Consider the following 26445-nt stretch of genomic DNA (forward strand, 5'->3'; position numbering starts at 1 on the left):
TATTTTAAATAAGTCTAAATAAGCAATTGCGAACAGCACAGTCGATGAAAAAACTGATTGGTAAACTGCATCTTTATCTTGGCCTTGCGTCGGGGCTTATCGTTTTCGTAATTTCCATAACAGGCTGTATTCTTGCATTTGAGCAGGAAATAAAAAGTTTTACGCAGCCCTACATGTTTACACAACCGGTTACAGGTGCAAAAGTTCTACCGCCATCCGTTTTGCAGGAAAGTGCAGAAAAGGCGCTTCCGGGAAAAAAAGCAAACGGCGTTCTTTACGGCCTTTCAGACCGGAATGCGCAGGTTGGTTTTTACAATATCGATCCTGAATACTATTATGTAGTTTATATCAATCCTTATACGGCCAAGGTTGTCAAGATCTGGAATGAAGACGAGGATTTCTTCCATTTTATACTGCACGGACATTATTATCTATGGCTTCCTGCCAACATCGGCCAGCCCGTTGTGGCGTCGGCTACGCTTATTTTCCTTGTGATGCTCATCAGCGGACTTGTGCTTTGGTGGCCAAAAAACAAATCGGCGAGAAAACAGCGGTTTTCCATTAAATGGAATGCGGCATGGAGACGAAAAAACTACGACCTGCATAATGTTTTCGGGTTTTACGTCATGTCTGTCGGAGTAATTCTTGCGATTACAGGGCTTGTTTGGGGATTTCAGTGGTTTTCACAATCCTTGTACACAGCAACAGGCGGCATCGGGTCCGACCAGTATTACAATCCGGTTTCAGATACCACGGCCATAGCTGCGGAATTCAAGCCGATGACCGCTGTGGATCGTGCATGGCATACTTTACAGCGGGAATATCCGCAGCATCAGGGAATGAACATTTCCTTTCCGCATCTGAAATCCGAATCCATTTATTCATATGTGAATTTCCGACATGGCACTTATTATCATGTGGATTACAATTATTTTGATCAGCATACATTGAAGAAAATAAAAGCGGAAGGGCCATATACCGGAAAATACAGCGAAGCCAATTTCGGGAAAAAGCTGCGCAGAATGAACTACGACATTCATACAGGTGCCATTCTGGGGCTTCCGGGGAAAATCCTGGCCTTTTTCGCCAGCCTGATCTGCGCAACTTTGCCTGTTACCGGGTTTATAATCTGGTGGGGAAGAAGAAATAAGAGCCAGAAAAAAGTAAAGAAAAACGTGCAGAAACTGAAACCGGATCTGGTCAGCCGTTAGTTTCCTGTTTTCTGATAAACTCTTACATAATCGATTTCAAATCGGGCCGGGAATTGAGTTCCTGAAGGATCGCCGCCGTTATCACCGCCGATTGCAAGGGTCAGTAATAAATAATGCGGCTGCGCAAATGGCCTGATATCTGTATTTTTTGCATTACGTGCTTTTTCAAGATCCTGCGAATTGATCAGCTGATCATCAACGTATAAACGAATGCTTTTTTCGTCCCAGTCCATTCGCCAGGTATGAAACTTTGAAGACCATTCAGGATCATTGAATTCACTGACTGGTTTTTTTACAGCATTCCAGACGGGCTTGTATCGTTCCGCTGAGCCCCAGGCCATATTGGCGAGCAGCATGTTTCTGTAAAATTCCATGATGTCGATCTCTCCGTTATCCGGCCATTCGCCTTTTTCGCCCAGTGTCCAGAACGCAGGCCATAATCCGGATCGGGTGTCAATTCGGGCTTTTATTTCAAAACGGCCATACTGAAAGCTTTTTCTGCCGCGCGTCACAATGCTTGCAGAAGTATACTCGGCATATTCCCGGTTCTGTTTCCAGCTTTTGCTGTTCGCATTGTAATCCGGATTTTTGACCCGTTCTTTCTTTGCCTCGAGAATCAGGAATCCGTCTTTGCAATATGCATTTTTGCCCTGAAACCATTGCGCTTCATTGTTTCTTGCAAATCCCGTTTCCGGCTGCCATATCTCCGGGTTGGGCGGGCCGTTCTGTTCAAATTCATCGGACCAAACCAGTGTCCATTGTGCCTCGGCAACCGCAGTCGTTAATGCCATTGTTAAAATGAGAAGGAAGTTTTTCAGTATGAAATGCATATTTCAAATATCAGCTGTTTTCCGCCGGAATGATTGTTTGGCTAAAATAGAAAGTACATAGCAGGATTTTTCTAATCAGACGGATCATTCCGGGACAAGGAAGTCAGAGTACATTTCAAAAGCTTGTTTTATTTAAAATACTTTCCCTTTTGTTTGTAAATACAGCCGGTAAGATCGTTTTTTAAGCTGAAAAGCATTATTACGCAGTTAAATTTTCAGAATGAACAGAATAGTAGAAACAGCCAGAAAAGCAGGATTGGACGGATTTATGCTTGGATTGATCAGCATGATTTTTTTGGCCTGGCTATGGCCGTACCCCGGGATGAAAGAAAGTCCGGTGCCGCTTTCCGAAATTTCCACGTATGCCGTTTCTATCATTTTCTTTTTTTACGGACTGCGTCTCAGCGCCGAAAAGCTGCGCGCGGGTCTGGTGAACTGGAAACTGCATGTGACAGTACATTTTTCCACTTTTGTTTTATTTCCGCTGCTTGCTCTTGCCTGCCGCTCTTTGTTCAAAACCGAAGAAAGCCAGTCGCTCTGGCTTGCTATATTCTTTTTAACTGCTTTGCCTTCAACGGTTTCTTCTTCCGTCGTCATGGTTTCACTTGCAAAGGGAAATATTCCTGCGGCTATATTCAACGCAAGCATTTCCAGCCTTTTAGGCGTTTTTATAACACCTTTCTGGATGGGACTGGTAATGGAATCGGGCAATACCGATTTTGATATGTTGTCGGTTGTTATCAAACTGTCACTTCAGGTTTTACTGCCGGTATTTGCAGGAATACTTTTGAACAAGAAATATGGTCATTTTGCCGAAAGCAAGAAAAAATACATCCGCTATTTTGATCAGTCTTCCATTTTGCTGATCGTGTACACATCCTTTTGCGAATCTTTTGGCGAGCATCTGTTCAGTTCGCTGGGATGGGAAGAAATCGTATTGTTGGCAATAGGAATGCTTGCGCTGTTTTTCGGGATTTATTATCTGCTGACTTTCATAAGCGACTTGCTGAAATTTAATCGCGGAGACAAGGTTACGGCTGTATTTTGCGGCTCGAAAAAATCGCTTGTGCAAGGCGCGGTGATGTCCAAAGTTCTGTTTTCCGGAGCGCAGGCCGGACTGATGCTGCTGCCCATTATGATTTATCACGCATTGCAGCTGATCGCCGCCAGTATCATTGCGCAGCGCATGGCCGCAGAAGTAAAAGATGAAACGGTAAATGAACACGTTCTCAATAAAAAGTAAGTTATGCGTCTGTTTTCCTGGTTATTCAAAATACTGGTTTTATTATTGTTACTTGCTGGAATCCAATCCTTATGGACCAGTTTTCGTACCGGAAAATGGGTTCCCGACTGGATGAGCGGCAAGGATCAGACCGAGACGGTGCATACATTGGTACTGCAGGAAATCAGCGCGATGGGAAAACTCGAGCTGGTGAAATATAATTTCAAAGACGTTGTGGAACAGGAAATTGTCAAAACTTTCCTGCCCAATGCAAAGGCCGTCCTGATCGTGCAGGGTGAAGCAATCGGCTGCGTGGATCTTACGCAACTCGAAATGGCGGATATTACTTCCGACGATTCCGTTCTGGTCGTCAATATGCCCGAACCCGAGCTTTGTGTTTTTAAAATAGATCACAGCAAATCGAAAGTTTACAACACAGAATACGCCTTTACGGAAGAAGCAAAACTGGTTCAGGATGCATATAAGCAGGCTGAAAAGCAAATTCAGAAATCAGCGCTGGATATGGGAATTCTGGACCAGACAAGGCAAAATGCAAGAAAGATCCTGACACCCGTTCTGGAAAAAGCTTCCGGCAAAAAAGTAGTCCTGAAATTTCCATTGAATGCTGAAATTGATAAGTTACGCTGATATAAACCTGTTAACTGACTCTTCTGATGAATAAAAAAGGATTTCTGACACCAGATGAACTGGCAAGTAAAATAGGAGAGGGGCTGATTGAAACCATTGTTGTAGCTTTTACGGATCATTACGGCCGGTTAATGGGCAAACGTGTTGATGCGGATTATTTCATGGATTCCGTACTGCAATCCGGAACGCATGGCTGCAATTATCTGCTGACAACCGATATGGCCATGGATCCGGTGCCCGGCTACAGATATGCAAACTGGGAACTGGGCTACGGCGATTTTCATCTTGTGCCGGATCTGCAAACACTGCGTATTGCCGACTGGCTGGAAAAAACGGCACTGATCCTTTGTGATCTGCATAATGAAAAAACGCACGAACTGGAAACCATTGCGCCAAGATCCATTCTGAAAAAACAGCTTGAAAAGCTCGAAGCTGACGGTTCAAAATGCTTTGCCGCTTCCGAGCTTGAATATTATCTGCTGGAAAACAGCTACAAACAGGCTTTTCAGCAAAATTTTCAAAACCTGACGCCTGCCGGATATTATCTGGAAGATTATCATATCATGCAGGGTACGCGGAATGAAAAATATACTTCCGCTGTAAGGCGTCATTTGAAAAATTCGGGTATTGAAATTGAAACTTCCAAAGGCGAATGGGGGCTTGGACAGCATGAACTGAATGTAAAATATTCGGAAGTACTTCCGATGGCTGACAATCATATCGTTTACAAGCAATGCATGAAAGAAGTAGCCGATGCCATGGGTTGTTCGGTCACTTTTATGGCAAAATTCGCTTCTGATCAGGCGGGTTCCAGCAGTCATATCCATATGAGCCTCTGGAAAGATGGTGAAAATGCATTTGCCGGCGATCAGGAATTTGGTCCTGTAAAAGGTTCGGATCTGTTTCGCTGGTTTCTGGGTGGCTGGATAAAACATGTTCCGGATGTTATGCCTTTTTATGCGCCAACAATCAATTCATATAAGCGATTTGTAGACGGCTCCTGGGCGCCTACCCGGCTTGCATGGAGCTATGATAACCGGACTGCGGGTTTCCGGGTTGTAGGCAGCGGCGCCAGTCTGAGAATCGAATGCCGGATTCCGGGTGCAGACTGCAATCCTTATCTTGCCTTTGCAGCTTCACTCGCCTCAGGACTGGATGGAATCAAAAACAGAACCGAACCGCCGGAATGTTTCGTCGGTGACATATACGCCGCGGCGCATCTGCCCAGAGTTCCCTACACGCTTGCAGAAGCAACAGCCATGTTCGAAAACAGTGAATTTGCCAAAAATACATTTGGCAAAGAGGTTGTAGAGCACTACACGCATTTTTTTAAAACGGAACAGCGTGCTTATGATACATCGGTAACGGATTGGGAAAGGAAACGGTATTTTGAGCAGATTTAGCACTACATTTCGGGCCGCAGGAGCAATCCCCTGTTTGTAGTACAATACCAATCAAAATTGTTTGGCTCCGGAGGAGCCCCCTGCCGTATTTCAAGAAAAAAATACTTTATTTTACAATGTACAAACACACACACCTTTTTAATGGCAGATACCTATTCACAAATTTACCTGCAATTTGTTTTCACAGTGAAAAACCGTGAAAGCCTGATACCAAGAGAGAACAAAGAAGAACTGCATAAATACATCAGCGGCCTGGTCCGGAACAGAAAGGCTAAAATGCTGGCAATCCATTGTATGCCGGACCATGTTCATCTTTTTGTCGGTTTTCGTCCGGTACTTTCAATTTCTGATTTTATTAAAGAACTTAAAGTAGAAAGCAACGAGTTTGTAAATGCGCAGAAATGGACAAAACAAAAATTTGCATGGCAGGAAGGTTACGGCGTTTTCTCTTACTCCCATTCACATATTAATTCAGTAATTCAGTATATTTTGAATCAGGAAGAACATCATCGAAAACGTACATTCAGAGAAGAGTATCATGATTTTTTAAAGAAGTTTGAAGTCCCGTTTGAAGACAAACATTTATTTGAATTTTTTGAGTAAAGACCAAAGAGTATCAGAAGCGAAACAAAAAGTCATGGAATGGCTTCCTGCTTGTAGGGAGCTCCTCCGGAGCCAGGACATTATATATTTGAAAATTCGTTTTCTATAAACAGGATGCTCCTCCGGAGCGAAACGGAAAGCTATGGAAATGGCTTCCTGCTTGTAGGAAGCTCCTCGGGAGCTAGGACATTATATATTTGAAAATTCGTTTTCTATAAACAGGATGCTCCTCCGGAGCGAAACGGAAAGCTATGGAAATGGCTTCCTGCTTGTAGGAAGCTCCTCGGGAGCTAGGACATTATATATTTAAAAATTCGTTTTCTATAAACAGGATGCTTCTCCGGAGCAGAACGGAAAGCCATGGAATGGCTTCCTGCTTGTAGGAGCTCCTCCGGAGCTAGGATATTATATATTTAAAAATTCGTTTTCTATAAACAGGATGCTCCTCCGGAGCAGAACGGAAAGCCATGGAATGGCTCCCTGTTTCTAGCAAAAGGATAAATAACATTCATGACACGTCTCCGGAGGAGACTCCTGACGAGCAGCAATGCAACACAATTACAAAAAAATACTCAATTACTAAATTCAAACATTAACAAAAAGCCCGATGCGCTTAGAAAACAAAGTAGCCCTCATAACCGGAGGAAGCGGCGGAATTGGCAGGGAAACTGCTCTCTTATTTGCCAAAGAAGGAACCAAAATTGTGGTAACTGATGTAAATGATCAAGCCGGACAGGAAACTGCTGATGAAATTATCAGTAACGGCGGAGAAGCATTCTTCATTCATTCGGATGTGTCCAAAGCTGCCGATTGCGAAGCCGCAGTTGCTTTTGCAGAAGAGAAATTCGGAAAACTGAACATTATTTTCAACAATGCCGGCATCATGCACAGCGATGATGACAATGCGATGACAACCGAAGAATCTGTTTGGGATCTTACCATGAACATCAATGCCAAAGGTGTTTTCCTTGGTTGCAAATACGGCATACCGGCACTTCAGAGAGCAGGCGGAGGATCTATTATCAATACCGCATCATTCGTGGCCATTCTTGGCGCGGCTACTCCGCAGGTTGCTTATACGGCCAGCAAAGGAGCTGTTCTGGCTCTGACACGCGAGCTTGCCATTATTCATGCACGGGAAAATATTCGTGTAAACGCGCTTTGCCCCGGCCCGCTCAGAACGGAATTGTTAATGAAGTTTTTAAATACAGAAGAAAAAAAGCAGCGCCGCCTTGTACACATTCCGATGGGAAGATTCGGGGAAGCTAAGGAAATGGCTTACGCAGCATTGTTTCTGGCATCCGACGAATCATCTTTTGTAACCGGAACAGATTTTCTTGTAGACGGAGGAATAACCTCAGCTTACGTAACACCTGTTTGATAAAGCAGGAAAAGAGAGAAGGAAGAAAGGAAAAAAAGGAGAAATGGGGAAAAGGGATTAAGAAAAATCTTTCTTCCTTCATTATCCTTTCTCCATTTTCCTTCCTCCTTCCCTTATTTTCGTTCCTCATTCCCCATTTTCCATATTCTGTTTGAAAAAATGCCTGTACAAAAAACGATAAGTCCTGTTGATGGTTCCGTTTATGTTGAGCGCACGCTGGCTGATGCTGATGCCGTTGAGTTGGCATTGGATTCGGCGGTTGTTGCTCAGAAGGAATGGCGTAAAACCACGCTTTCTGAAAGGGAAGCCATTTGCCGCAAAGCAGTTGAATATTTTCTGAACAATGCGGATGAAATCGGATTGGAACTTACATGGCAAATGGGCCGTCCGATCCGCTACACAGCCAATGAAATCAGGAAGGGATTTCAGGAACGAGCCAATTATATGATTTCCATAGCAGGAAAAGCACTGGCAGACGTTGAGGTTGAAGAAATTTCCGGATTCAAAAGATTTATCCGCCGTGATCCGCTTGGTGTTGTGTTCGTGGTTGCGCCGTGGAATTACCCGTATCTTACTTCTGTCAACTCTGTCATACCAGCTATTATGGCGGGTAATTCAGTCATACTGAAACATGCGCAGCAAACGCCGCTTTGCGCTGAACGGTACGCAAGAGCATTTGAATATGCCGGTTTGCCTGAAGGTGTTTTTCAGTATTTGCATGTCAGTCATGAACAGGTTGCTCAAATTATTGGTGACAATCGTATCGACTATGTTGCATTTACCGGTTCCGTAGAAGGCGGGCATGCTGTTCAGAAAGCAATCAACGAACGATTTATCGTTGGCGGACTGGAACTTGGCGGTAAAGATCCTGCATATGTGCGGGCGGATGCCAATCTGGAGGATGCTGTTGAAAATCTGGTGGATGGCTCTTTCTTTAATTCCGGCCAGTCCTGCTGCGGAATCGAGCGTATTTATGTGCACAGGAATGTTTATGAACAGTTTGTCGGTGCATTTGCTGAGCTTACCAAAACGTATACGCTGGGCGATCCTACAAGCGGAGAAACCACATTGGGCCCGATGGTAAGAACGGCGGCTGCCGAGTTTGCACAGAAACAGATTGATGAAGCAATCTCGCAAGGCGCAACGGCACTGATTGATACCAGCCTTTTTCCTCCGCACCAATCGGGAACGCCTTATATGGCACCGCAGGTTTTGGTCAATGTAAATCATTCCATGCAGATCATGACCGAAGAAACCTTCGCGCCGGTCGTCGGCATCATGCCTGTGGAAAATGACGAAGAGGCGATCCGGCTGATGAACGACAGTCAGTACGGACTTACTGCTTCGATATGGACAGCGGATATGGATGCCGCACTGCAAATCGGGGAACAGGTGGAAACCGGAACCTGGTTTATGAACCGCTGCGATTATCTGGATCCGGCTTTGGCCTGGACCGGCGTAAAAAAATCAGGGCGCGGCTGTACCTTGTCAACAATCGGTTACGAAGCACTGACCAGACCAAAATCTTTTCATCTGAAAATTAACGCATAATTTTGATCATGAAAGTCGGATTGCTGGAATGTGATCATGTTAGGGAAGATTTGCTGCATATTGCCGGCGACTATCGACAGATGTTTCCGGCTTTGTTTTCAAAGGTGGCTCCCGGCTGGGAATTTGTTTTTTACGATGTCTGTAACGGTCACTTTCCGGCCAGTGCGGAAGAATGCGATGTTTATATCTGTTCCGGTTCCAAAAGTTCTGTTTACGATCAGGAGGAATGGATTCTGCAGTTAAAGCAGTTTGTAAAAGACATTTATCAGTCTGAAAAAAAGTACATCGGCGTTTGCTTCGGACATCAGATGCTCGGGGAAGCACTTGGCGGAAAGGTTCAAAAGTCGGATTCCGGCTGGTGCGTAGGCGTTCATTCTTTTCAGATCATTAAAAAGGAAAACTGGATGCAGCCGGAGCAGGATTCTCTGAACCTTTTGATGATGTGTCAGGATCAGGTTGTAAAATTGCCGCCTGAGAGCATTTTGCTTGCCCAGTCTGAAAATTGCCCGAATGCCATGTTCCGCGTCGGTGAACGTATGCTCGGCATTCAGGCGCATCCGGAATTTCCCAAAATTTACGACAAAGCATTAATGGAACTTCGAACGGAAAGAATCGGACAGGCCAAAGTGGATTCGGGCATTGCGAGCCTGGAATGGCCCACGCACGAAACCATAGCCGCGGAATGGATCAGGAATTTTGCGAAAGTATAAATCAGAGATATGTTTCTTAATTTTATCTTTACCTGATTTTAAACGGAATTACAGCCCAAATGACAGATAACAGCACTATTTCCCGGCGTCAGATACTCAGTTCCCATCAGACAGGCCAGAAAATCCGAAGAATTGCCTTTGAAATATATGAACATAATTTTGAGGAAACCGGAATCATCATTGCCGGCATTGCAGGCGAAGGTTTTGCCTTTGCAAAGCGCCTTGCAGCAGAATTGACCGATATTTCGCCACTTCATGTGCAATTGGTCGAGTTGCTTTTTGATAAAAATATTCATCATCAAAGCCCTATTTTGTTTGATAAAGAAGTCAATATTGAAAATCAGGTGGTGATTGTAGCGGACGATGTACTGAATACCGGAAGGACGCTGGCATTCGCACTGGAACCTTTTCTGAAAGTAAGAATGAAAAAAGTACAGGTTGCCGTTATCGTCGACAGAAGCCATCATATGTTTCCCGTACATGCCGATTACGTCGGGTATTCATTAAGTACAACGCTTACCGAACATGTGGAAGTGGTTTTGAGTAATTCCGAAGAAGAAGGCGTTTATCTGAAATAGTAAAATTTCAGATTATATAGTTGAAAAGCGTTAAGGATGCAGATTTATATGCATCCTTAACGCTTTTCAAGTTATGGCAGAATTAGTTTTTTTACTTCAATATAATCAATAAAGCACTTTAAGACAGCCTGTTGAACCGCTGCCGGAACAAAGCACTATCGGGACTTCCGGATTTGGCGCACTGCTTTTCCAGCACTTTATACAAACCTTTTACATAATCGACATAAAGCTGCGACTGCTATTGCTTGCTTTTTTCAAGGTGTGCCGAGTGCGCGTTAAAAGTAACGGCATTGCAATTCCGTTTGATAGATGCTGTTCCGGGTTTTCTGTAAAAAGCTTGTCCAGAAAGTCCATTCATCATAGTCAGCATGGCAGAAATAAAAATAAAGCGCGCATGGTACAATGAATTAAGGATCGGGAAATATCAGGTATAAACACGTCTCAATTTTACATTTTCCACCGGACGGATAATCAGCGGGACTTTCTCTGTTTTCACCGAGCTGCTGTCCAGCCCGAACCATTTGTCTTCCGGCGTCGTAAAGTCCTTGACAAAAAAGTAGGTTTTCATTACAAGCTGTTCAATGATCGGAAGGTCGTTTTCAAAAGACAGGAAGCGTTCGAGGACAACAAACCGGAAATCGCCGGTAATATTCTGTCTGCTCAATGATTCATAGCGGCTTGTAATATCCACTTCCTTGTTCATCACCATATCTTCCACCACTTTCCTGAAAAACATATTGATCCGCTGATCAACCCGGAAGCCGAGCCGGAAATTGATTTTGATTACGTTGTCGTTATTGTCTTCATCGGAAAGCACCTTGTATTCCATGGTGTACGGATCATCGGTCGTATCCACGTGAATAAACCAGTAAACATCAGCGCGTTTTGGCCGTTTTTGAAAGATGGAATAAATAACCTTTGTCTCAATTTCGGAAGCACGCGAAGCATTGGTCATAAAAACAAGGTGCGTCGTGTATTTCGGAATACTGATGTCACGGCTGAGTTCATGCAGCGCCGGCAGATATTTTTCCAGTTTGGTATATTCCGTCAGACGCAGTTTGATGTAAAATGCTTTAAGCCAGACTGTCATCAAGCCCGCTACAAGTGCTCCGACCATGATTGTAAACCAGCCGCCGTGCGTAAATTTCAGGAGATTGGCGCCGAGGAAAAGCCCTTCAATAAAGAGGTACAAAAGCATGAAAACAATCACGATCCAGAGATTGACCCGCTTTATATAAAGGTAATAAGAGAATAAAATCGTTGTCATGATCATGGTCAGCGTAATGGCCAGACCATAAGCCGCTTCCATGTTGGACGACTGGCGGAAATACAGAACAACACCCATGCAGCCAAGCCATAAAAGCCAGTTGATGCTCGGAACATACAATTGACCTTTCTGATCACTTGGGTAATTCAGGCGTACTTTCGGCCAGAAATTAAGGCGTATCGCTTCGGAAATGAGTGTAAAAGAACCCGTTATAACGGCCTGACTTGCAATGATAGCAGCAAGTGTAGCGATAACAACGCCCGGAAGCAGCCACCATTCCGGCATGATTTCGTAAAACGGCTTTCGGGCATTCAACAGATTTCCCAATTCAGAAATCAGCCACGCGCCTTGCCCGAAGTAATTGAGCAGCAAACAGATCTTTACAAAAATCCAGCTTACACGGATGTTTTCTCGTCCGCAATGGCCAAGATCGGAATACAATGCTTCTGCGCCGGTTGTACACAGAAACACGGCGCCGAGCATCCAGAAACCGCCGGGATGTTTGGTAATCAGTTCGTAGCCGTACAAAGGATTGACTGCTTTCAGGATTTCAGGATGTTCCAGAATCTGAAAAAGACCGAGTGTGCCCAGCATGACAAACCATGTGATCATCAGCGGACCGAAAGCACGCCCGACCACTTTTGTCCCGAATGCCTGAATGATAAAAATCAGCGTCAGAATGCTGATGACAATCGGAATGGTCTGAATATTGGGATATAAAAGCTGCAAACCTTCCACGGCGGAAGAAACGGAAATGGGCGGCGTAATAATGCCGTCGGCAAGCAGCGTACTGCCGCCGATGATGGCCGGGACCGTAAGCCATTTGGCATGTTTCCGGACGAGTGCATACAATGCAAAAATCCCGCCCTCGCCTCTGTTGTCAGCCCGCAGGATCAGAATTACGTACTTGACTGTAGTCTGCAGCGTCAGTGTCCAGAAAATACAGGATATGGATCCGAAAATGATTTCTTCAGTAATGATTTCGTTCAGAATGATCGCCTGCATTACATAAAGCGGAGAGGTGCCGATATCTCCGTAAATGATACCAAACGCAACCAGTACTCCCGCAGCTGATACCTTATCGATTTTGTGCTTTGATTCCATTCACTTTTTTATGAAAAACAACGAAAGTTAGGAAACCGTATGCAAAGAAGGTAACGCAAACGTCAATTTTATCTTGAGGAAAACGAATTATGCGGTAAAAGTATTAATAAGCAAGTATGCATTTAGACATATTATAGTCAGCGTAATGGCCCAGCTGATTGCAGTAAGGATTTTTGAGTTGGCAAAACGGCCCATAATTTCGCTTTTGGAAGTAAATAGTACGAGCGGTACAACTGCAAAACTAAGCTGCAACGACAAAATAACCTGGCTAAGCACAAGCAGCTGCGCCGTGCCTTTTTCCCCGTAATAGTAAGAAACGATTAGTGCCGGAATGATGGCAATGCTTCTTGTGATCATGCGGCGGAGCCACGGTTTGAGGCGGATGTTAAGAAATCCTTCCATCACGATCTGGCCGGCGAGCGTTCCGGTCAGTGTCGAGCTTTGTCCGGAAGCCAGCAAAGCCAGTGCAAAGAAAATTCCCGCCATGCTGACGCCCAGAACCGGATCGAGCAAATGATAGGCATCCGTAATGTCTGCGATTTCAAAGTGGCCGTTCGCATGAAAAGCCGTAGCGGCAAGGATCAGAATGGAAGCGTTGATAAAAAATGCAAGCGCCAGCGAGACAGTCGAATCAATGGTTGCAAACTTGATCGCCGTTTTTTTGCCTTCCTCGTCCCGGTTAAATGCGCGCGTCTGTACAATGCTGGAATGCAGGTATAAATTGTGCGGCATCACGGTCGCCCCCAGAATCCCGATGGCAATGTAAAGCATTCCGGAATTAGTGACGATTTCCGTTTTAGGAAACAACCCGTCCACAATTCCTGCAACAGATGGCTGGGAAACAAGCATTTCGTACATAAAGCTCAGCAGAATGATACCCATCAATCCGGCTACAATGCTTTCGATAATCCGGAAACCTTTTTGCTGAAAATACAACACAAGCAGAACGTCAAAAGCGGTAAACAGTACGCCCAGCGGAAGCGGCAGGCCGAATAAAAGATTCAGTGCAATGGCCGATCCGATGACTTCGGCCAGATCCGTAGCGGCAATCGCAATTTCGGAAAGCACCCACAAAATGAAAGAAACCGGTCTGGAGTAGTAATCCCGGCATGCCTGCGCAAGGTCACGGCCGGAAGCAATGCCGAGTTTCAGCGAAAGATGCTGCAGCAGCATGGCAAAAAGATTGGAGATCAGAATGACGGAAAGCAGTGCATATCCAAAGCGCGAACCGCCTTCAATATCCGTAGCCCAGTTTCCGGGATCTATGTAACCCACGGCGACCATCAGCCCCGGTCCGGTAAAAGCCATCAGTTTTTTCCAGAATCCCGCACCTTCTGGAATAGTTATTGAAGCGTGCACTTCTGACAGCGAGGCCGTCTCATTGGTATCGTCGAATATTTTTTTCCGCAAAGTGCCTTTTGATCTTAAACTGTCTATCATTTTATGAAGTGCAATATAGATTTAGTTTACTAAAAACAAAGATATAGAATTTTATAAATATATTTTTAGGGTAATCTAAATTTTTTATATTCCGGCTAGTAAATTGTACTTTTGCGAAAAGCAACTGGCAAAATGGTGTCAACCGACATGCAGAATTCTTTCACAGAAGAAAATTATTTAAAGATAATCCATTCACTTTCAGGGCGCGAAGGGCTGGAAGTCAGTACCAATGCATTGGCAGAAAGTACCGCAACGCGTGCAGCTTCGGTTACCGATATGCTGCGTAAACTGGCCGAAAAGGGATTGATCCATTATAAAAAATATCAGGGCGTACGGCTGACCGATCTGGGCGAGAAAGTAGCGATCAAAGTAATCAGGAAGCACCGGCTTTGGGAAGTTTTTCTGGTTGAAAAGCTGGGCTTCGGATGGGATGAAGTGCATGACATTGCCGAAGAACTGGAACATATTCCGTCCGAAGTGCTTGTGGAAAAACTGGATGCATTTCTGGGCCATCCTCGTTTTGATCCGCACGGCGATCCCATTCCGGACTCAAAAGGAAACCTGACCGAACCGGATTATCTGATCCTGACCGACGTGCACATAAGTGAAAAAGTGTTAATGATGGGCGTTCTGGATCATGCTCCGGCTTTTCTTCAGTATCTTGACCGGTCAAACATTACATTGGGCTGTATTATTGAAGTAAAGGAAATAAACGACTACGACAAGTCTGCTTTTGTACAGATTAACGACGCTCATACGTTGTTCATCAGTCTCGAAGTATCCAAAAATTTACTGGTACAGCGCTTATGAGACTTAATCAGCCATGAGATTGAAAATACTGGATCGTTACCTTATTAAAAATTTCCTGATAACGTACGTTTTTGTTGCATTTGTGATCGTACTGATCATCTGCATGATCGACTATACGGAAAAGGTGGACGATTTTCTGGACAAAAAAGCGCCGCTCAAAGAAATCATCATTGATTATTATCTCAATCTTATTCCGTACTGGATCAATTACATCAGCCCGCTGATGGTTTTTATCGCGACGGTATTTTTTACATCGCGCATTGCAGCGCGGACGGAAGTGATTGCAATCCTGAGCAGCGGGATCAGTTTTGGCCGCATGCTTTTGCCTTACATGATCGGTGCAGCGGTGCTGGGAATTGTGACTTTTATTCAGGTCGGCTGGGTTTTGCCGAAAGCCAATAAAATCCGTAACAGCTTTGAGAAAACGTACGTAAAGCAGGAATTCTATTTCAGCGGACATAATGTGCATATCACGATTGCGCCGGACGTGTACGCTTACCTGGAAAGTTACAATACTTCCACGCAGACCGGAAATAAATTCACGATGGAAACCATCAAGGGCAACAAGCTTCTGCAAAAGTTTTATGCGGATAAAATCGTTTGGCAGCCTAAAAAGAAAAAATGGACTTTGCTGAATTATCAGGTACGGACGCTGGACAGTCTCGGTGAAAAGCTGAGCAGCGGAGTGGAAATCGACACGACGATTAATCTGGCCCCAAAGGATTTTGAAAGTGATTACAATCTTTTTGAAACATTCACGCTGCCGGAACTGAACGCCTATATTGACCTGCTTAAAAGCCGCGGTGCTGACGGGCTGGAAGTATACCTGATTGAAAAATACATCCGCTTTACGCAGCCTTTCGCCATTCTCATCCTGACGGCGATCGGTGTGATCGTGTCTGCCCGGAAGAGCAGGAGAGGCGTTGGCTGGCAAATTGCGCTCGGGTTTATGCTTGCATTTATTTACATATTGTTTTTTCTGTTGTCCAAAGGCGTTGCAGAAGCGGGAACGATCAATACGTTGTTTGCCGTCTGGCTGCCCAATATTGTTTTTTCTGTCATCGGCGTGATCCTTTACAAAACCCTGCCGCGATAATATGTTTCCTGCCACAGCATTGCGGTCTTATCTGCATCTTCATTTTCTGGTACTGATCTGGGGATTTACGGCCATTGTCGGGTTAATGGTTTCTATTTCTCCGGTTGCACTTGTTTTTTACCGGACGCTGTTTGCGGCTGCAGGTCTGGGTGCAATCATTTTTTTTAGGCAAAAATCATTTAAAGCGCCGAAAAGTGATTTGTTCCGGATGCTCGCCGTAGGCTTTATTTTGTCTGCTCACTGGATGCTGTTTTTTGCTTCCGCGCGCGTGTCCACGGCTTCGGTTTGTCTTGCCGGCATGGCGACTACTTCGTTATGGACGAGCCTGATCGAGCCGCTTGTCAATAAAAGTAGCATACGGCCGCTGGAAGTTGGGCTCGGCATTCTGGCCTTTGCAGGACTGTATGTCGTTTTCAGTTTTGAGTTTGATCATGCACTGGGATTAATGCTTGCGCTGGCTTCCGCTTTGCTTGCAGCGATGTTTACCGTTGCCAACAGCAGACTGGTTCAGCGGATCGATGCCTACATCATCACTTTTTACGAAATGATCGGGGCCACTTTTTTTTCCTTTGTGTTTCTGGGTATTTCCGAATGGCTGGGCTGGACCGGAAATGCATCTTATATGCCGGCGGGAAAAGACTGGATCTGGATCTTGTTCCTGGCGCTGATCTGTACGGTTTATGCGAGTACAATGGCTACGCAGCTCATGAAACAGTTTTCCGCGTACCTCATCAATCTTACGATTAACCTCGAACCCGTTTACGGCATTGCGCTTGCCTTTTTCTTTTTTGGCGAGAAAGAACGCATGACAAAAGAGTTTTATCTGGGCACGCTGCTGATCCTGCTTGCCGTTTTACTTTACCCGTTACTGCTCAGCACCGTTGCCTCTGGAAAGAAAAAAAGGAACTTGGTCTCCTGAAACCGCCCGTAAGATCATAATCCAGTGAGCGAACGGTAAGGGACGAGCATATTAATTTATTACTGCTATTTTTGTCGATTCAATCAATCGGGTGTTCTATGAATCCAGCGCGTTTACTTTTAGTCATACCCTGTTACAATGAGGAAGCGATATTGTATACGACCTATGCTAAATTAAACACTTACTACAATGCCATAAAACAGCAGGGATTGATAGCAGGAGACAGCAGGATTTGTTTTGTGAACGACGGAAGCAGGGACAAAACCTGGAACATCATCGAGGAACTTTGCAGCCGCGACCCGGATGTCATAGGCGTTGCTTTATCCAGAAATTTCGGACATCAGAGTGCGATTATGGCGGGTCTGGAGCAGCATATGGATCATTTTGACTGCTTTATTACAATTGACGCAGACTTGCAGGACGACCTCAATGCCATTACGGGTATGATCGAAAAGCATCGCGAAGGCGCAATGGTCGTGTATGGCGTAAGAAGCGACAGAAGCTCGGATACGTGGTTTAAACGTTCCACGGCAGAAGGATTTTACGTGCTGATGCAGAAAATGGGCGTTCCGGTTATTTTCAACCATGCCGATTTCAGGCTGATGGACAGGCGTGTGCTTCAGGAACTGGGAAATTTCAAAGAGATCAATCTGTTCCTGCGCGGAGTTGTTCCGCTCATCGGGTTCAGGAATGAAAAGGTATTTTACAACCGTCTGGAACGGCAGGCCGGAGAGACGAAATACCCGATCAGCAAAATGCTGCTTTTTGCATGGAACGGGATTACTTCCTTTTCTACGTTTCCCATGCGGCTGGTGCTTTATTTCGGTTTCTTTAACTTTTTGATTGCCATGGGTATCGTGGCTTACATCCTGTTTTCCTTTTTGTTCGGGTACACCGTTCCGGGCTGGACTTCAACGATGCTGCCGCTTACATTTTTCAGCGGGTCCAATATGATGGCACTCGGGCTGATTGGGGAATACATCGGTAAAATTTACGAAGAGGTAAAGGGCCGTCCCCGTTATATTATTGAAAAAACAGTCAATGAACAGATTTTATAAAAAATACAGGATTGTCGGCAACTGGCTAAACATTATGCTGATGCTGAGTGTGCTGATTCCTTTGCTAGCGCTTTCCTTTTACAACCATCCTTCTCCGGCAGACGATTACTGCTACATTGATACGGTTTTCAAGTTCGGCTGGCTGGAAGCCATGAACTACTATTATTCGGGCTGGACAGGTCGTTACTTCGGTATTTTTCTGAATCATTCCAATCCGCTGCTTTTTCACTGGATCAATGGCTTTAAAATTCTACCCGTCATCTTGCTCGTCGGATTGATCTATGCTTTGTACAGCCTGTTCCGGCACCTGACGCCTACCTTGTCACGCCTGGCGCATCTGGGCTTTGCCGGCGTTGTTTTCTTTCTTTATATTCTGAAAATGGGCAGTATTTCGGAAGCATTTTACTGGATGGCAGCGTTTGTGACTTACACCATTCCGAATATTTTTACCTTGCTCTGGACCGTACTCGCCTTGCGCTGGTACCGGCAGGATACGCAGCCCGCCCGAACGATTGTGGGTATAGTAGCCGGATTCCTGATTTTCGCGGTGATCGGCAGCAGCGAAACCAACCTGCTCATTATGGTTTTGCTGATTGGCGGCTGGTGGTTCTATCGCTTGCTTTTTTATCGGAAAGTGGATGGTTTTATGGTGGCTATGCTATTGGTTACGGCCGTATCGTGTTACTTTTATTTCAGTTCACCGGGAAATCAGGCTCGTATCGGCGGCAATCCATTAGGCGGAAATGTTCCGTTTTCGATCATTTCTTCATTCAAAAAGCTGGCTTCATTAAGTTTTGACTGGCTGTTCCGTACGCCGCTCATTTTCTTTTCCATAGCCTGGCTCATTGTGCTTTCCCGGCTTTCGGCAGGAGCCAGAAACTATTTTTCGGTTCCGGTCTGGTATACCGTGCTGCTGTTTATCGGCGTACTTTCCGCGCAGCTTTTTCCTTCCTATTACGGCGTCGGGATCGAGCCTACACCGCGTGTGATCAACTGTGTTTACTTTTTCTTTCTTATCGGCTGGTTTTATGTTACCGGCGTCATTTTCCATTATTTCAAAACAGCCAATTTTCCGGAGATTCAATTTTCAGTATTAAGGTACGGAATCCTGATTGCGATTCTGGTCACATCCGTTGCATTGGCTTTCTTTCGCAGTACAAACGTCCGTCAGCTTTACAGCGATCTGCTGAATGGAACGGCTTCTGCTTTTGACAAGGAAATGTTTCAGCGGTATGCAGCCCTGAAGAATGCAGAAGAAGATGTTGTTTACATTACACCGCTAAAAGCCAAACCGTTATCCATTTTCTATGATGATGATGTAAAAACCGATAAGGATCACTGGTGGAACAAATGCATGGCGGGTTACTTCGGTAAAAAGGCCATTTATCTGAAAGAAGTTGAAAGTGAATAAAGAAAACAGGCTGCTTCCGGGCATTTTAATGACGTTACCTGTTTTGCTATGGGTTACTGTGCTGCTGTACTATTCTGTTAACGTCCCGTGGTTTGACGATTATGATCCTTTCCCGGATTTTCTTGATAAATGGATTTCCGGCGGTTCTTTTTCCGAGCAGTTAAAGCTCTTGTTCCAGCCCAATAATGAGCACCGGATGGTTATCGGCAAGATGATTACGCTTGTTTATTATCAGTTGACCGGGCACCTTGATTTTACATTCCTGCATATTGCCGGCGCTTGTTTTACATTAGGTACGTTTGCTGTATTCTGGAAGGCATTCCGAAAAAGCAGGCTGAAATGGTGGTTTTTCCTGCCGGTTCCTTTTTTGCTTTTTCAGCTTCAGTATCATCTTGTTTTTTTGTGGGCCATATGCAGTTTACAGCATCAGCCTGTGATTTTCTTTGTTTGTTTGTCCATGTTTTTGCTGGCAAAAAGGCAGTTTGCATGGGCAGTTCTGGCTGCATTATGTGCTACTTACGCCATGAGTAACGGCATTTTCGTGTGGGTTTCAGGAGCGGGAATTTTAATGTTACGATCGGATTACCGGAGACTGGCAACCTGGCTGGCGGCAGGCGCATTCGCAATTGGATTTTATTTTTACGGATTGTCGGCGCAGGGAAATGAGTCCAGCATTGAGTTTTTTATTAAAAATCCGCATTTATCCGTACTCGGTTTTTTTGCTTTTCTGGGTGGGCTTTTTGATTTTTTTCCGGAGAAAAGCATTGTTACGCGTTCTGTTTTGCCTGTTTTGGCCGGGTTTGTAACCATGATCTGGATTGTAATCTGGCTTTTACGGCAGATTACTCCGTTTTTAAAAAAGACATTCAGGCAATCAGAAGGAAATACATTGGAGACATACGGGAAAACGGCTGATCTGAACCGTTTCTTACTTGGCATTTTAATTTTCTTACTGGTGAATGCGCTGGTTATCGGGCTTTTAAGGCCGCGATTCGGCTTTTTTGTAATGATCGTCAGCAATTACAAAATGTATCCCGCTTTGTTTCTGATCGTTGCGTACCTTTCCTTTATTACATCCAGTTTGGCCGGAAACGTTCGGAAACGCGGGTTTCAGCTGGCATTTGCCATCAGTATTCTGATCTGGGGAATTTCCGTTTACACGTATTTGCCGGGCATTGCCGAACGACAGAAGTATCTGACGATCAACGGCTACAATCAGAAGCACAATGCATTTGGATTGGGCCATATTCCGTTTTCGCAAAGCGCGGCATACGTGGATTCACTGATGAAAAGAATGACGGCATCCCATATTTATACTTACCCTGAAGAGCCTGAACGGATTGCAGAACAGGTTTTACTACTGCAGAATAAAATGGGCCCGAGGAATATTTCAGTCTTTGTCCGGGACAAAGTCCTGTATGTGGACGAGCCGGACTACAGAATTTCGCTTGCCCGGAATGACGGACAATTTGTATACATGAAGAATGAAAAGCACCTTTATTTCTTCAAATCAAATGCGCATCTGTATGCCGGGCGTAATTTATTTCGTCAGTATGATGCAGGCTCAAATACAACAATCCCGTTCAGTTCTGTTGAACAAGGCACTTATGATCTGGGCATTATCCGTGTCCGTGGTGAAAAGACCGAAAGAGGGCTTCTTAGAAAAATTACAATCCCTTGAATAAATGAATACCCTTTAATGTACCGAATGGTGTATTTTTGCCGTTGGTAAAACTTCAAAAAGTCAGGAATATTGAAAAACCCTCAGATATCTATTGTCGCGCCGCTTTATAATGAGTCCGAATCATTTCCGCTGCTCGTTCAGCGTATAAACGCATTGATGGACTCAAGTCCGCTGGCAATAGAAGTGGTCTTGATCGATGATGGGAGCAAGGATGACACTGCATTGCGCATACGTCAGCTTGCGCTTACCGACGAGCGGTATCACGGCGTATTCTTATCCAGAAACCATGGCCACCAGCTTGCGCTGACTGCCGGGATTTCTGCGGCACGCGGAACAGAAGCATTGTTTGTCATTGACGGGGATTTGCAGGACCCGCCGGAACTGCTGCCGGAATTTTACAAGCTCCTGAAAGAAGGGAACGACGTGGTGTATGCAGTCCGGAAAAAGCGTAAGGAAGGATTTGTGAAACGTACAGGTTATCATTTGTTTTACAGATTGTTGCGTTCTATTTCGTATGTCGAGATTCCATTGGACAGCGGCGACTTTGCCCTTATAAGCCGGCGCGTTGTGGATGTGCTCAACAAAATGCCGGAAGAAAGCCGTTACCTGCGCGGCATGCGTTCGTGGATCGGGTTCAGGCAGATCGGCTTTGAATATGAAAGAGATGCCAGAGTTGCCGGCGAGTCCAAATACTCGTTCAAACAGCTTTTCGGGCTTGCTTACAACGGTATTTTCAATTTCAGCGAGTTTCCAATCAAATTCATGAGCCGGATGGGTATTATGGCCATACTGATTTCGCTCGTCTATTTTCTGACCGTTGTCATTAAAAAAATGTTTTTCACACACGTAATTGAAGGTTTTACTTCCCTGCTTTTTGTGATCATTCTGTTCAGCGGCGTGCAGTTGCTGGCACTCGGCATCATTGGTGAATATGTCCTGCGGATATTTTTTCAATCCAAAAACCGTCCTTTGTTCATCATAAAAGAAGAGATAGTTAACCGCGAGTATATCTGATCACATGCTGTTTAACTCTGTTCAGTTCATTATATTTTTTATAGTCATTACGCTGGCTTATTTCAGTTTGTCGTGGCGCGGGCGTTGGATGCTTTTACTGGCAACCAGCTGCTATTTCTACATGGTTTTCAAGCCGGTATTTATCCTTATCCTGTTTGGAACCATTGTTATTGATTATTACGCGGGCATCTGGATTGAAAAGTCGCCGGATCAGAAACAGAAGAAACTCCTGCTCGTCATTAGTCTGATTTCCAACATCGGTATTCTGGCTTTTTTCAAATACTACGATTTTTTACAGGATTCCGTTAATCAGCTTCTCAATACCGTTCATGTTCGCCCGCTTGTTCCGCCGCTTACAAGGCTGATACCCGGAACTGTTTCGGAATGGATGGTGAGCGGGAACGGCCGTATTTTGCTGCCGATTGGTTTGTCATTTCATACTTTTCAGGCCATGAGCTATACGATTGAAGTATACCGGGGCAACCAGCCGGCTGAAAAGCACTTCGGGATTTATGCATTGTACGTCATGTTTTATCCGCAGCTTGTGGCCGGGCCCATTGAAAGGCCGCAGAATATGCTGTTTCAATATCATTCGTATTTCAAATATGATTTTGAACAGGTCAAGCAAGGTCTGATGCAGATGGCGTTCGGCATGTTCAAGAAAATCGTTATTGCCGACCGGCTGGCCGAAGTCGTGGATTATGCCTATAACGACGTCCATGCGCATAACGGCCTCACTTTGCTGGTTGCAACCGTTTTTTTCGCATTTCAGATTTACTGCGACTTTTCGGGTTATTCGGATATTGCCATTGGCGCGGCACGGGTAATGGGATTTACGTTAATGGATAATTTCCGAACGCCTTACGAGTCAAAATCCATTTCCGAATTTTGGGGAAGATGGCATATTTCGCTGTCCTCGTGGTTTCGGGATTACCTCTACATTCCGCTTGGCGGGAACCGCAAAGGCGAATACCGGAAATATATGAATCAGTTTATTGTATTTCTGGTGAGCGGATTATGGCACGGTGCTAGCTGGAATTATGTAATCTGGGGCGGCTTGCACGGCACATATCAGGTTTCTGCTTCGCTGCGGGACAAATGGCTGAAAAAAGCAGGAATACAAATTCCGGAAAATGGTTTTACCCGAATACTGGGAATCTTTTTTACTTTCATTCTGGTAACACTTGCCTGGGTTTTTTTCCGAAATAAGGAAGCGCCGGTAAAAAGATCATTTACAATCCTGGGCAAAATAGCCAATCTGTCGTGGACGGAACCGCTGCATACGCCGTTTAACCAGACGGAAATGGGATTCTGTGTGTTCCTGATTATTTTTCTGCTCGTCAAGGAACATTATTATGAAAAAATCCCGACTTCCAACACAGCAATTTTCTTCTTTCTGTTTCCCTTGATTGCTTTTCTGACCTATTTTCTGGGCGTAGTTACGGAAAACCAGTTTATCTATTTTCAATTCTGAAAAGGTTGAAGAAGGTGTAAACATTTGCCGCCTAATATTTGTTTCCCCTTTTACAAAGGATAATTTTTGCTGTTTAATTCAAGAAAAGTATTCAATAAAATGTACGAAGTAACATCTGACAACCGGTTAAAAAGTCTTATCGTCGTCGGCGACAGGGTTTTGATCAGGCCGAAAAGCCCGAGTGAACGCACGAACAGCGGATTATATCTGCCTGCGACCGTTACCGAACGAGAACAGGTTCAAAGCGGGTACGTTATTAAAGTCGGGCCGGGCTATCCGATTCCCGTGGCTGCCGAAGACGAGCCCTGGAAAGAAACCGAAGAAAAAGTTAAATACATGCCTTTGCAGTCCAAGGAAGGCGACGTGGCGATTTACCTGCAGCGCAATGCAATCGATCTGGAATACGACGGTCAGAAATATGTGATCGTGCCGCAATCCTCGATTCTGATGCTGGAACGTTCGGAAGATCTGTTTGACTGAGCATGAATTTTGTGAGTTAAAAAGCGGATTGATTTTCCTGAATATATAAATACCGGAAATCATTAAAAATTCTAACCTGTAAACTTGCACTTTCATGAAATACAAATTTTTGAGTAACACCGGCGTACTCGTTTCCGAGCTTTGTTTTGGAACCATGACCTTCGGAGGAGAAGGATACTGGGAAGCCATCGGCAGATTGCAGCAGGAAGAATCAAGTGCACTCGTGAAAACGGCTCTGGACAGCGGAATCAATTTTTTCGATACGGCCAATGTCTATTCTTACGGAAAATCGGAAACCATTCTTGGGCAGGCATTAAAAGATCTGGGCATAAAACGGAGCGATGTCGTCATTGCAACAAAAGCAAGAGGACGCATGGCACCCGGTCCGAATAATATCGGTTTGTCGCGGCTGCATATCATGGATTCTGTCCACGAAAGCCTTTCCCGTCTGGGTACGGATCATATTGATCTGTTTTATGTTCATGGCGTGGATGCGGAAACGGCACTGGAAGAAACCATGCGCGGACTGGAAGATGTAGTTCGTTCCGGAAAAGTAAGGTACCTCGGCGTCAGTAACCATGCTGCGTGGCAGATTATGAAAGCCAACGGCATTGCGGACAAAAATGGCTGGACGCGCTTTGTGGCATGTCAGCATTATTACACGATTGCCGGCCGTGACCTGGAACGCGAACTGGTTCCAATGATGCAGGATCAGAACCTTGCACTGATGCCGTGGAGCCCGCTTGCTGGCGGGTTTCTTTCCGGAAAATACAGCCGTGACACGGAATCTTCTGGCGAAAACCGCCGCGATAACTTTGATTTTCCACCGATTGATAAAGAAAAAGCATACGATATTATTGATGTAATCCGCCCGATTGCAGAAGCGCATTCTGTTTCTGTTGCACAAATTGCCTTATCGTGGCTTTTGCATCAGAAAAGTGTTACAAGCGTGATTATCGGAGCAAAAAAACCGGATCAGCTTAAAGAAAACATTGCGGCAACTTCCGTTGTGCTGACCGAAGACGATCTTGCAAAATTGAACGAAAGCAGCGCATTGAAAACCGAATATCCGCAATGGATGTTTGAACGCCAGGGAAGAGACCGGGTCCCGGAGTAAAGTTTCCTAATCAATTTGATCAGAATGCACTATTTCAGCGTAGTGCATTCTTTTTATCCGGTCTTCTGTCCCGGTCTGTTAATGTAGCGTATCTTTGAGCATGATAAATCAGGAAAATATTGCTGCCATTATTCAGGGACTTGGCATTACGGCTTTGAATGAAATGCAGGAGGAAGCAAATGAAGCTATTCTGCGGAATAATGAAACTGTTTTGCTGGCACCAACTGGTTCGGGCAAGACACTTGCTTTTCTGCTGCCCGTTGCTGCCGTTCTGAAACCGGACGCTGATCTTGTACAATGCCTTGTGATTGTGCCGACAAGAGAGCTGGCGCTGCAGATTGAACAGGTCTGGAGAAAAATGGCAACCGGCTTCAAGGTAACTTGCTGTTACGGCGGTCACGACATGCAGACGGAAATTCGCAGTCTTGTGGAAGCACCGGCCATTGTGATAGGAACTCCGGGCCGTATTCTGGATCATTTGCATAGAAATTCCTTTTCCGGAAAACAGGTGGAAACGCTGGTTCTGGACGAGTTTGACAAGTCGCTTGAAATGGGGTTTCAGGAAGAAATGACCGAAATTATCCGGAACCTGCGAAACTTGAAAAAGAAAGTACTCGTGTCGGCAACGAACACGAAAATGCCTTCATTTACAGGCGTCCGCGCGCCGATAACCGTTGATTTTATAACGGAAAAAAATCAGAAAAGCAGTCTGACACTTGTACGCGTGATCTCCGAAAAAAAGGATAAAATGGATGCTTTAATTCGTTTAATCAGCTTTTTAGGTGCCGAATCTACCATGATCTTTTGCAATCAGCGGGATTCGGTCGAGCGGATCAGTACGATACTGAAAGAAGAAGGCATTGACTGTGCTTTTTTTCATGGCAAACTGGAACAGGAAGATCGCGAAAGGACTTTGATCCGCTTCCGGAACGGTTCGGTGCTATACCTTGCCGCGACCGATCTTGCGGCGCGCGGACTGGATATTCCGGATATGAAGCATGTAATCCATTATGAACTTCCGATGAAAGGCGACGAATTTACGCACCGCAATGGAAGAACAGCGCGTATGCTCGCGGAAGGAACAGCCTATATTCTGACGGAAAAAGAAGAAAAACTGCCGGATTACATCAGGCCTGAGCCGAAAATCCTGAATCTTCCGGCGAAATTATCCAAACCTGCTCCTTCGGAATGGGTAACCGTTTACATCAGTGGAGGCAAGAAGAACAAGCTCAATAAAATGGATATTGTCGGTTTTTTGCTGCAAAAAGGAAATCTTGAAAAACAGGATCTGGGATTAATCGAAGTGAAAGATACCATTTCATTTGCGGCGGTAAAACGAAATGCCGTAAAATCCATGCTGGCGCTTGTGGCTGCGGAAAAGATGAAAGGCAAGAAATACAAAATTGAAATTGCCCGATAAAAGCGGACTGGAAA

23 protein-coding genes are annotated in these 26445 nt (G+C 44.9%); 20 read left to right on the forward strand and 3 right to left on the reverse strand.

The window, feature by feature from the left end; translation table 11 throughout:
* Positions 1 to 44 precede the first annotated feature (44 nt).
* A complete protein-coding gene (locus FEM55_RS19230) occupies positions 45 to 1211 on the forward strand; it encodes a PepSY-associated TM helix domain-containing protein (RefSeq protein ID WP_138283009.1) in 1167 nt (388 codons plus the stop codon).
* On the opposite strand, the gene FEM55_RS19235 is transcribed toward FEM55_RS19230, so the two are convergent.
* Positions 1208 to 2002, reverse strand: coding sequence for a glycoside hydrolase family 16 protein (locus FEM55_RS19235; protein ID WP_229209335.1), 795 nt, complete (start codon positions 2000 to 2002; stop codon positions 1208 to 1210). The genes FEM55_RS19230 and FEM55_RS19235 overlap by 4 nt on opposite strands.
* Before the next feature lie 259 nt (positions 2003 to 2261).
* On the opposite strand from FEM55_RS19235, the gene FEM55_RS19240 reads away from it, so the two are divergent.
* The 8 genes from FEM55_RS19240 (at position 2262) to FEM55_RS19275 (ending at position 10137) form a co-directional block, all read left to right on the forward strand.
* Positions 2262 to 3284, forward strand: a complete 1023-nt coding sequence (locus FEM55_RS19240; RefSeq protein WP_138283011.1) for a bile acid:sodium symporter family protein — start codon at positions 2262 to 2264, stop codon at positions 3282 to 3284.
* Positions 3285 to 3287: 3 nt separating this feature from the next.
* Entirely contained in the window at positions 3288 to 3911 is a 624-nt protein-coding gene (locus FEM55_RS19245) for a DUF4230 domain-containing protein (protein ID WP_138283012.1), read from the forward strand.
* Positions 3912 to 3937: 26 nt separating this feature from the next.
* Positions 3938 to 5314: a glutamine synthetase family protein gene (locus FEM55_RS19250; protein ID WP_138283013.1), complete on the forward strand. Its 1377-nt coding sequence runs from the start codon at positions 3938 to 3940 to the stop codon at positions 5312 to 5314.
* A 141-nt stretch (positions 5315 to 5455) separates the two neighbouring features.
* Positions 5456 to 5917, forward strand: a complete 462-nt coding sequence (gene tnpA / locus FEM55_RS19255) for an IS200/IS605 family transposase (RefSeq protein WP_138283014.1) — start codon at positions 5456 to 5458, stop codon at positions 5915 to 5917.
* Between the two features lie 607 nt (positions 5918 to 6524).
* Entirely contained in the window at positions 6525 to 7298 is a 774-nt protein-coding gene (locus FEM55_RS19260) for a glucose 1-dehydrogenase (RefSeq protein ID WP_138283015.1), read from the forward strand.
* A 159-nt stretch (positions 7299 to 7457) separates the two neighbouring features.
* Complete coding sequence (locus FEM55_RS19265) at positions 7458 to 8849, forward strand: aldehyde dehydrogenase family protein (protein WP_138283016.1); 1392 nt, start codon at positions 7458 to 7460, stop codon at positions 8847 to 8849.
* Between the two features lie 8 nt (positions 8850 to 8857).
* Positions 8858 to 9559 carry a glutamine amidotransferase-related protein gene (locus tag FEM55_RS19270; protein WP_229209336.1) on the forward strand — a complete coding sequence of 234 codons (702 nt, stop codon included), beginning with the start codon at positions 8858 to 8860 and terminating at the stop codon, positions 9557 to 9559.
* A gap of 59 nt (positions 9560 to 9618) precedes the next feature.
* Positions 9619 to 10137 carry a phosphoribosyltransferase family protein gene (locus tag FEM55_RS19275; protein ID WP_138283017.1) on the forward strand — a complete coding sequence of 173 codons (519 nt, stop codon included), beginning with the start codon at positions 9619 to 9621 and terminating at the stop codon, positions 10135 to 10137.
* A 424-nt stretch (positions 10138 to 10561) separates the two neighbouring features.
* Here the strand turns inward: FEM55_RS19275 and FEM55_RS19285 are convergent, their stop codons facing one another.
* Both FEM55_RS19285 and FEM55_RS19290 read right to left on the reverse strand, forming a co-directional pair.
* Positions 10562 to 12508: a KUP/HAK/KT family potassium transporter gene (locus tag FEM55_RS19285; RefSeq protein WP_138283018.1), complete on the reverse strand. Its 1947-nt coding sequence runs from the start codon at positions 12506 to 12508 to the stop codon at positions 10562 to 10564.
* 87 nt (positions 12509 to 12595) lie between these two features.
* Positions 12596 to 13948, reverse strand: a complete 1353-nt coding sequence (locus FEM55_RS19290; RefSeq protein WP_138283019.1) for an Nramp family divalent metal transporter — start codon at positions 13946 to 13948, stop codon at positions 12596 to 12598.
* 132 nt (positions 13949 to 14080) lie between these two features.
* Here FEM55_RS19290 and FEM55_RS19295 point away from each other — a divergent pair, with 132 nt between their 5' ends.
* From FEM55_RS19295 to FEM55_RS19345, 11 genes are all read left to right on the forward strand, one after another.
* The gene (locus FEM55_RS19295; RefSeq protein ID WP_229209337.1) at positions 14081 to 14758 is read left to right on the forward strand and encodes a metal-dependent transcriptional regulator; all 678 of its coding nucleotides are present in this window, start codon (positions 14081 to 14083) and stop codon (positions 14756 to 14758) included.
* Between the two features lie 13 nt (positions 14759 to 14771).
* The gene (locus FEM55_RS19300; protein WP_229209338.1) at positions 14772 to 15854 is read left to right on the forward strand and encodes an LptF/LptG family permease; all 1083 of its coding nucleotides are present in this window, start codon (positions 14772 to 14774) and stop codon (positions 15852 to 15854) included.
* Between the two features lies 1 nt (position 15855).
* Positions 15856 to 16773, forward strand: a complete 918-nt coding sequence (locus tag FEM55_RS19305) for a DMT family transporter (protein WP_138283020.1) — start codon at positions 15856 to 15858, stop codon at positions 16771 to 16773.
* Between the two features lie 98 nt (positions 16774 to 16871).
* Positions 16872 to 17831 carry a glycosyltransferase family 2 protein gene (locus tag FEM55_RS19310; RefSeq protein ID WP_138283021.1) on the forward strand — a complete coding sequence of 320 codons (960 nt, stop codon included), beginning with the start codon at positions 16872 to 16874 and terminating at the stop codon, positions 17829 to 17831.
* A complete protein-coding gene (locus FEM55_RS19315) occupies positions 17815 to 19242 on the forward strand; it encodes a DUF6056 family protein (RefSeq protein WP_138283022.1) in 1428 nt (475 codons plus the stop codon). Before FEM55_RS19310 ends, FEM55_RS19315 begins: the two co-directional genes overlap by 17 nt.
* Positions 19235 to 20923, forward strand: coding sequence for a hypothetical protein (locus FEM55_RS19320; RefSeq protein WP_229209344.1), 1689 nt, complete (start codon positions 19235 to 19237; stop codon positions 20921 to 20923). The genes FEM55_RS19315 and FEM55_RS19320 overlap by 8 nt, the downstream gene beginning before the upstream one ends.
* A 72-nt stretch (positions 20924 to 20995) precedes the next feature.
* A complete protein-coding gene (locus FEM55_RS19325) occupies positions 20996 to 21940 on the forward strand; it encodes a glycosyltransferase family 2 protein (protein WP_138283023.1) in 945 nt (314 codons plus the stop codon).
* A 4-nt stretch (positions 21941 to 21944) separates the two neighbouring features.
* A complete protein-coding gene (locus tag FEM55_RS19330; RefSeq protein ID WP_138283024.1) occupies positions 21945 to 23414 on the forward strand; it encodes an MBOAT family O-acyltransferase in 1470 nt (489 codons plus the stop codon).
* A gap of 99 nt (positions 23415 to 23513) precedes the next feature.
* Positions 23514 to 23894 carry a co-chaperone GroES gene (locus tag FEM55_RS19335; RefSeq protein WP_138283025.1) on the forward strand — a complete coding sequence of 127 codons (381 nt, stop codon included), beginning with the start codon at positions 23514 to 23516 and terminating at the stop codon, positions 23892 to 23894.
* Between the two features lie 94 nt (positions 23895 to 23988).
* Complete coding sequence (locus FEM55_RS19340) at positions 23989 to 25011, forward strand: aldo/keto reductase (RefSeq protein WP_138283026.1); 1023 nt, start codon at positions 23989 to 23991, stop codon at positions 25009 to 25011.
* Between the two features lie 100 nt (positions 25012 to 25111).
* On the forward strand, positions 25112 to 26431 hold the full coding sequence (locus FEM55_RS19345; RefSeq protein WP_138283027.1) for a DEAD/DEAH box helicase: 1320 nt from the start codon (positions 25112 to 25114) through the stop codon (positions 26429 to 26431).
* Positions 26432 to 26445 lie beyond the last annotated feature (14 nt).

It is taken from the genome of Dyadobacter sediminis (genome assembly GCF_005860765.1).
Taxonomy (GTDB): Bacteria; Bacteroidota; Bacteroidia; order Cytophagales; family Spirosomataceae; genus Dyadobacter; species Dyadobacter sediminis.

Excerpts from the sequence above, each read along its gene's own strand:
- FEM55_RS19240 (WP_138283011.1), top strand. The coding sequence starts at position 2,262 with ATGAACAGAATAGTAGAAACAGCCAGAAAAGCAGGATTGGACGGATTT.
- FEM55_RS19330 (WP_138283024.1), top strand. The coding sequence starts at position 21,945 with ATGCTGTTTAACTCTGTTCAGTTCATTATATTTTTTATAGTCATTACG.
- FEM55_RS19265 (WP_138283016.1), top strand. The coding sequence starts at position 7,458 with ATGCCTGTACAAAAAACGATAAGTCCTGTTGATGGTTCCGTTTATGTT.
- FEM55_RS19340 (WP_138283026.1), top strand. The coding sequence starts at position 23,989 with ATGAAATACAAATTTTTGAGTAACACCGGCGTACTCGTTTCCGAGCTT.
- FEM55_RS19250 (WP_138283013.1), top strand. The coding sequence starts at position 3,938 with ATGAATAAAAAAGGATTTCTGACACCAGATGAACTGGCAAGTAAAATA.
- FEM55_RS19260 (WP_138283015.1), top strand. The coding sequence starts at position 6,525 with ATGCGCTTAGAAAACAAAGTAGCCCTCATAACCGGAGGAAGCGGCGGA.
- FEM55_RS19305 (WP_138283020.1), top strand. The coding sequence starts at position 15,856 with ATGTTTCCTGCCACAGCATTGCGGTCTTATCTGCATCTTCATTTTCTG.
- FEM55_RS19335 (WP_138283025.1), top strand. The coding sequence starts at position 23,514 with ATGTACGAAGTAACATCTGACAACCGGTTAAAAAGTCTTATCGTCGTC.
- FEM55_RS19275 (WP_138283017.1), top strand. The coding sequence starts at position 9,619 with ATGACAGATAACAGCACTATTTCCCGGCGTCAGATACTCAGTTCCCAT.
- FEM55_RS19285 (WP_138283018.1), bottom strand. The coding sequence starts at position 12,508 with ATGGAATCAAAGCACAAAATCGATAAGGTATCAGCTGCGGGAGTACTG.
- FEM55_RS19310 (WP_138283021.1), top strand. The coding sequence starts at position 16,872 with ATGAATCCAGCGCGTTTACTTTTAGTCATACCCTGTTACAATGAGGAA.
- FEM55_RS19235 (WP_229209335.1), bottom strand. The coding sequence starts at position 2,002 with ATGGCATTAACGACTGCGGTTGCCGAGGCACAATGGACACTGGTTTGG.
- FEM55_RS19315 (WP_138283022.1), top strand. The coding sequence starts at position 17,815 with ATGAACAGATTTTATAAAAAATACAGGATTGTCGGCAACTGGCTAAAC.
- FEM55_RS19245 (WP_138283012.1), top strand. The coding sequence starts at position 3,288 with ATGCGTCTGTTTTCCTGGTTATTCAAAATACTGGTTTTATTATTGTTA.
- FEM55_RS19295 (WP_229209337.1), top strand. The coding sequence starts at position 14,081 with ATGGTGTCAACCGACATGCAGAATTCTTTCACAGAAGAAAATTATTTA.
- FEM55_RS19345 (WP_138283027.1), top strand. The coding sequence starts at position 25,112 with ATGATAAATCAGGAAAATATTGCTGCCATTATTCAGGGACTTGGCATT.
- FEM55_RS19290 (WP_138283019.1), bottom strand. The coding sequence starts at position 13,948 with ATGATAGACAGTTTAAGATCAAAAGGCACTTTGCGGAAAAAAATATTC.
- tnpA (WP_138283014.1), top strand. The coding sequence starts at position 5,456 with ATGGCAGATACCTATTCACAAATTTACCTGCAATTTGTTTTCACAGTG.
- FEM55_RS19230 (WP_138283009.1), top strand. The coding sequence starts at position 45 with ATGAAAAAACTGATTGGTAAACTGCATCTTTATCTTGGCCTTGCGTCG.
- FEM55_RS19300 (WP_229209338.1), top strand. The coding sequence starts at position 14,772 with ATGAGATTGAAAATACTGGATCGTTACCTTATTAAAAATTTCCTGATA.
- FEM55_RS19270 (WP_229209336.1), top strand. The coding sequence starts at position 8,858 with ATGAAAGTCGGATTGCTGGAATGTGATCATGTTAGGGAAGATTTGCTG.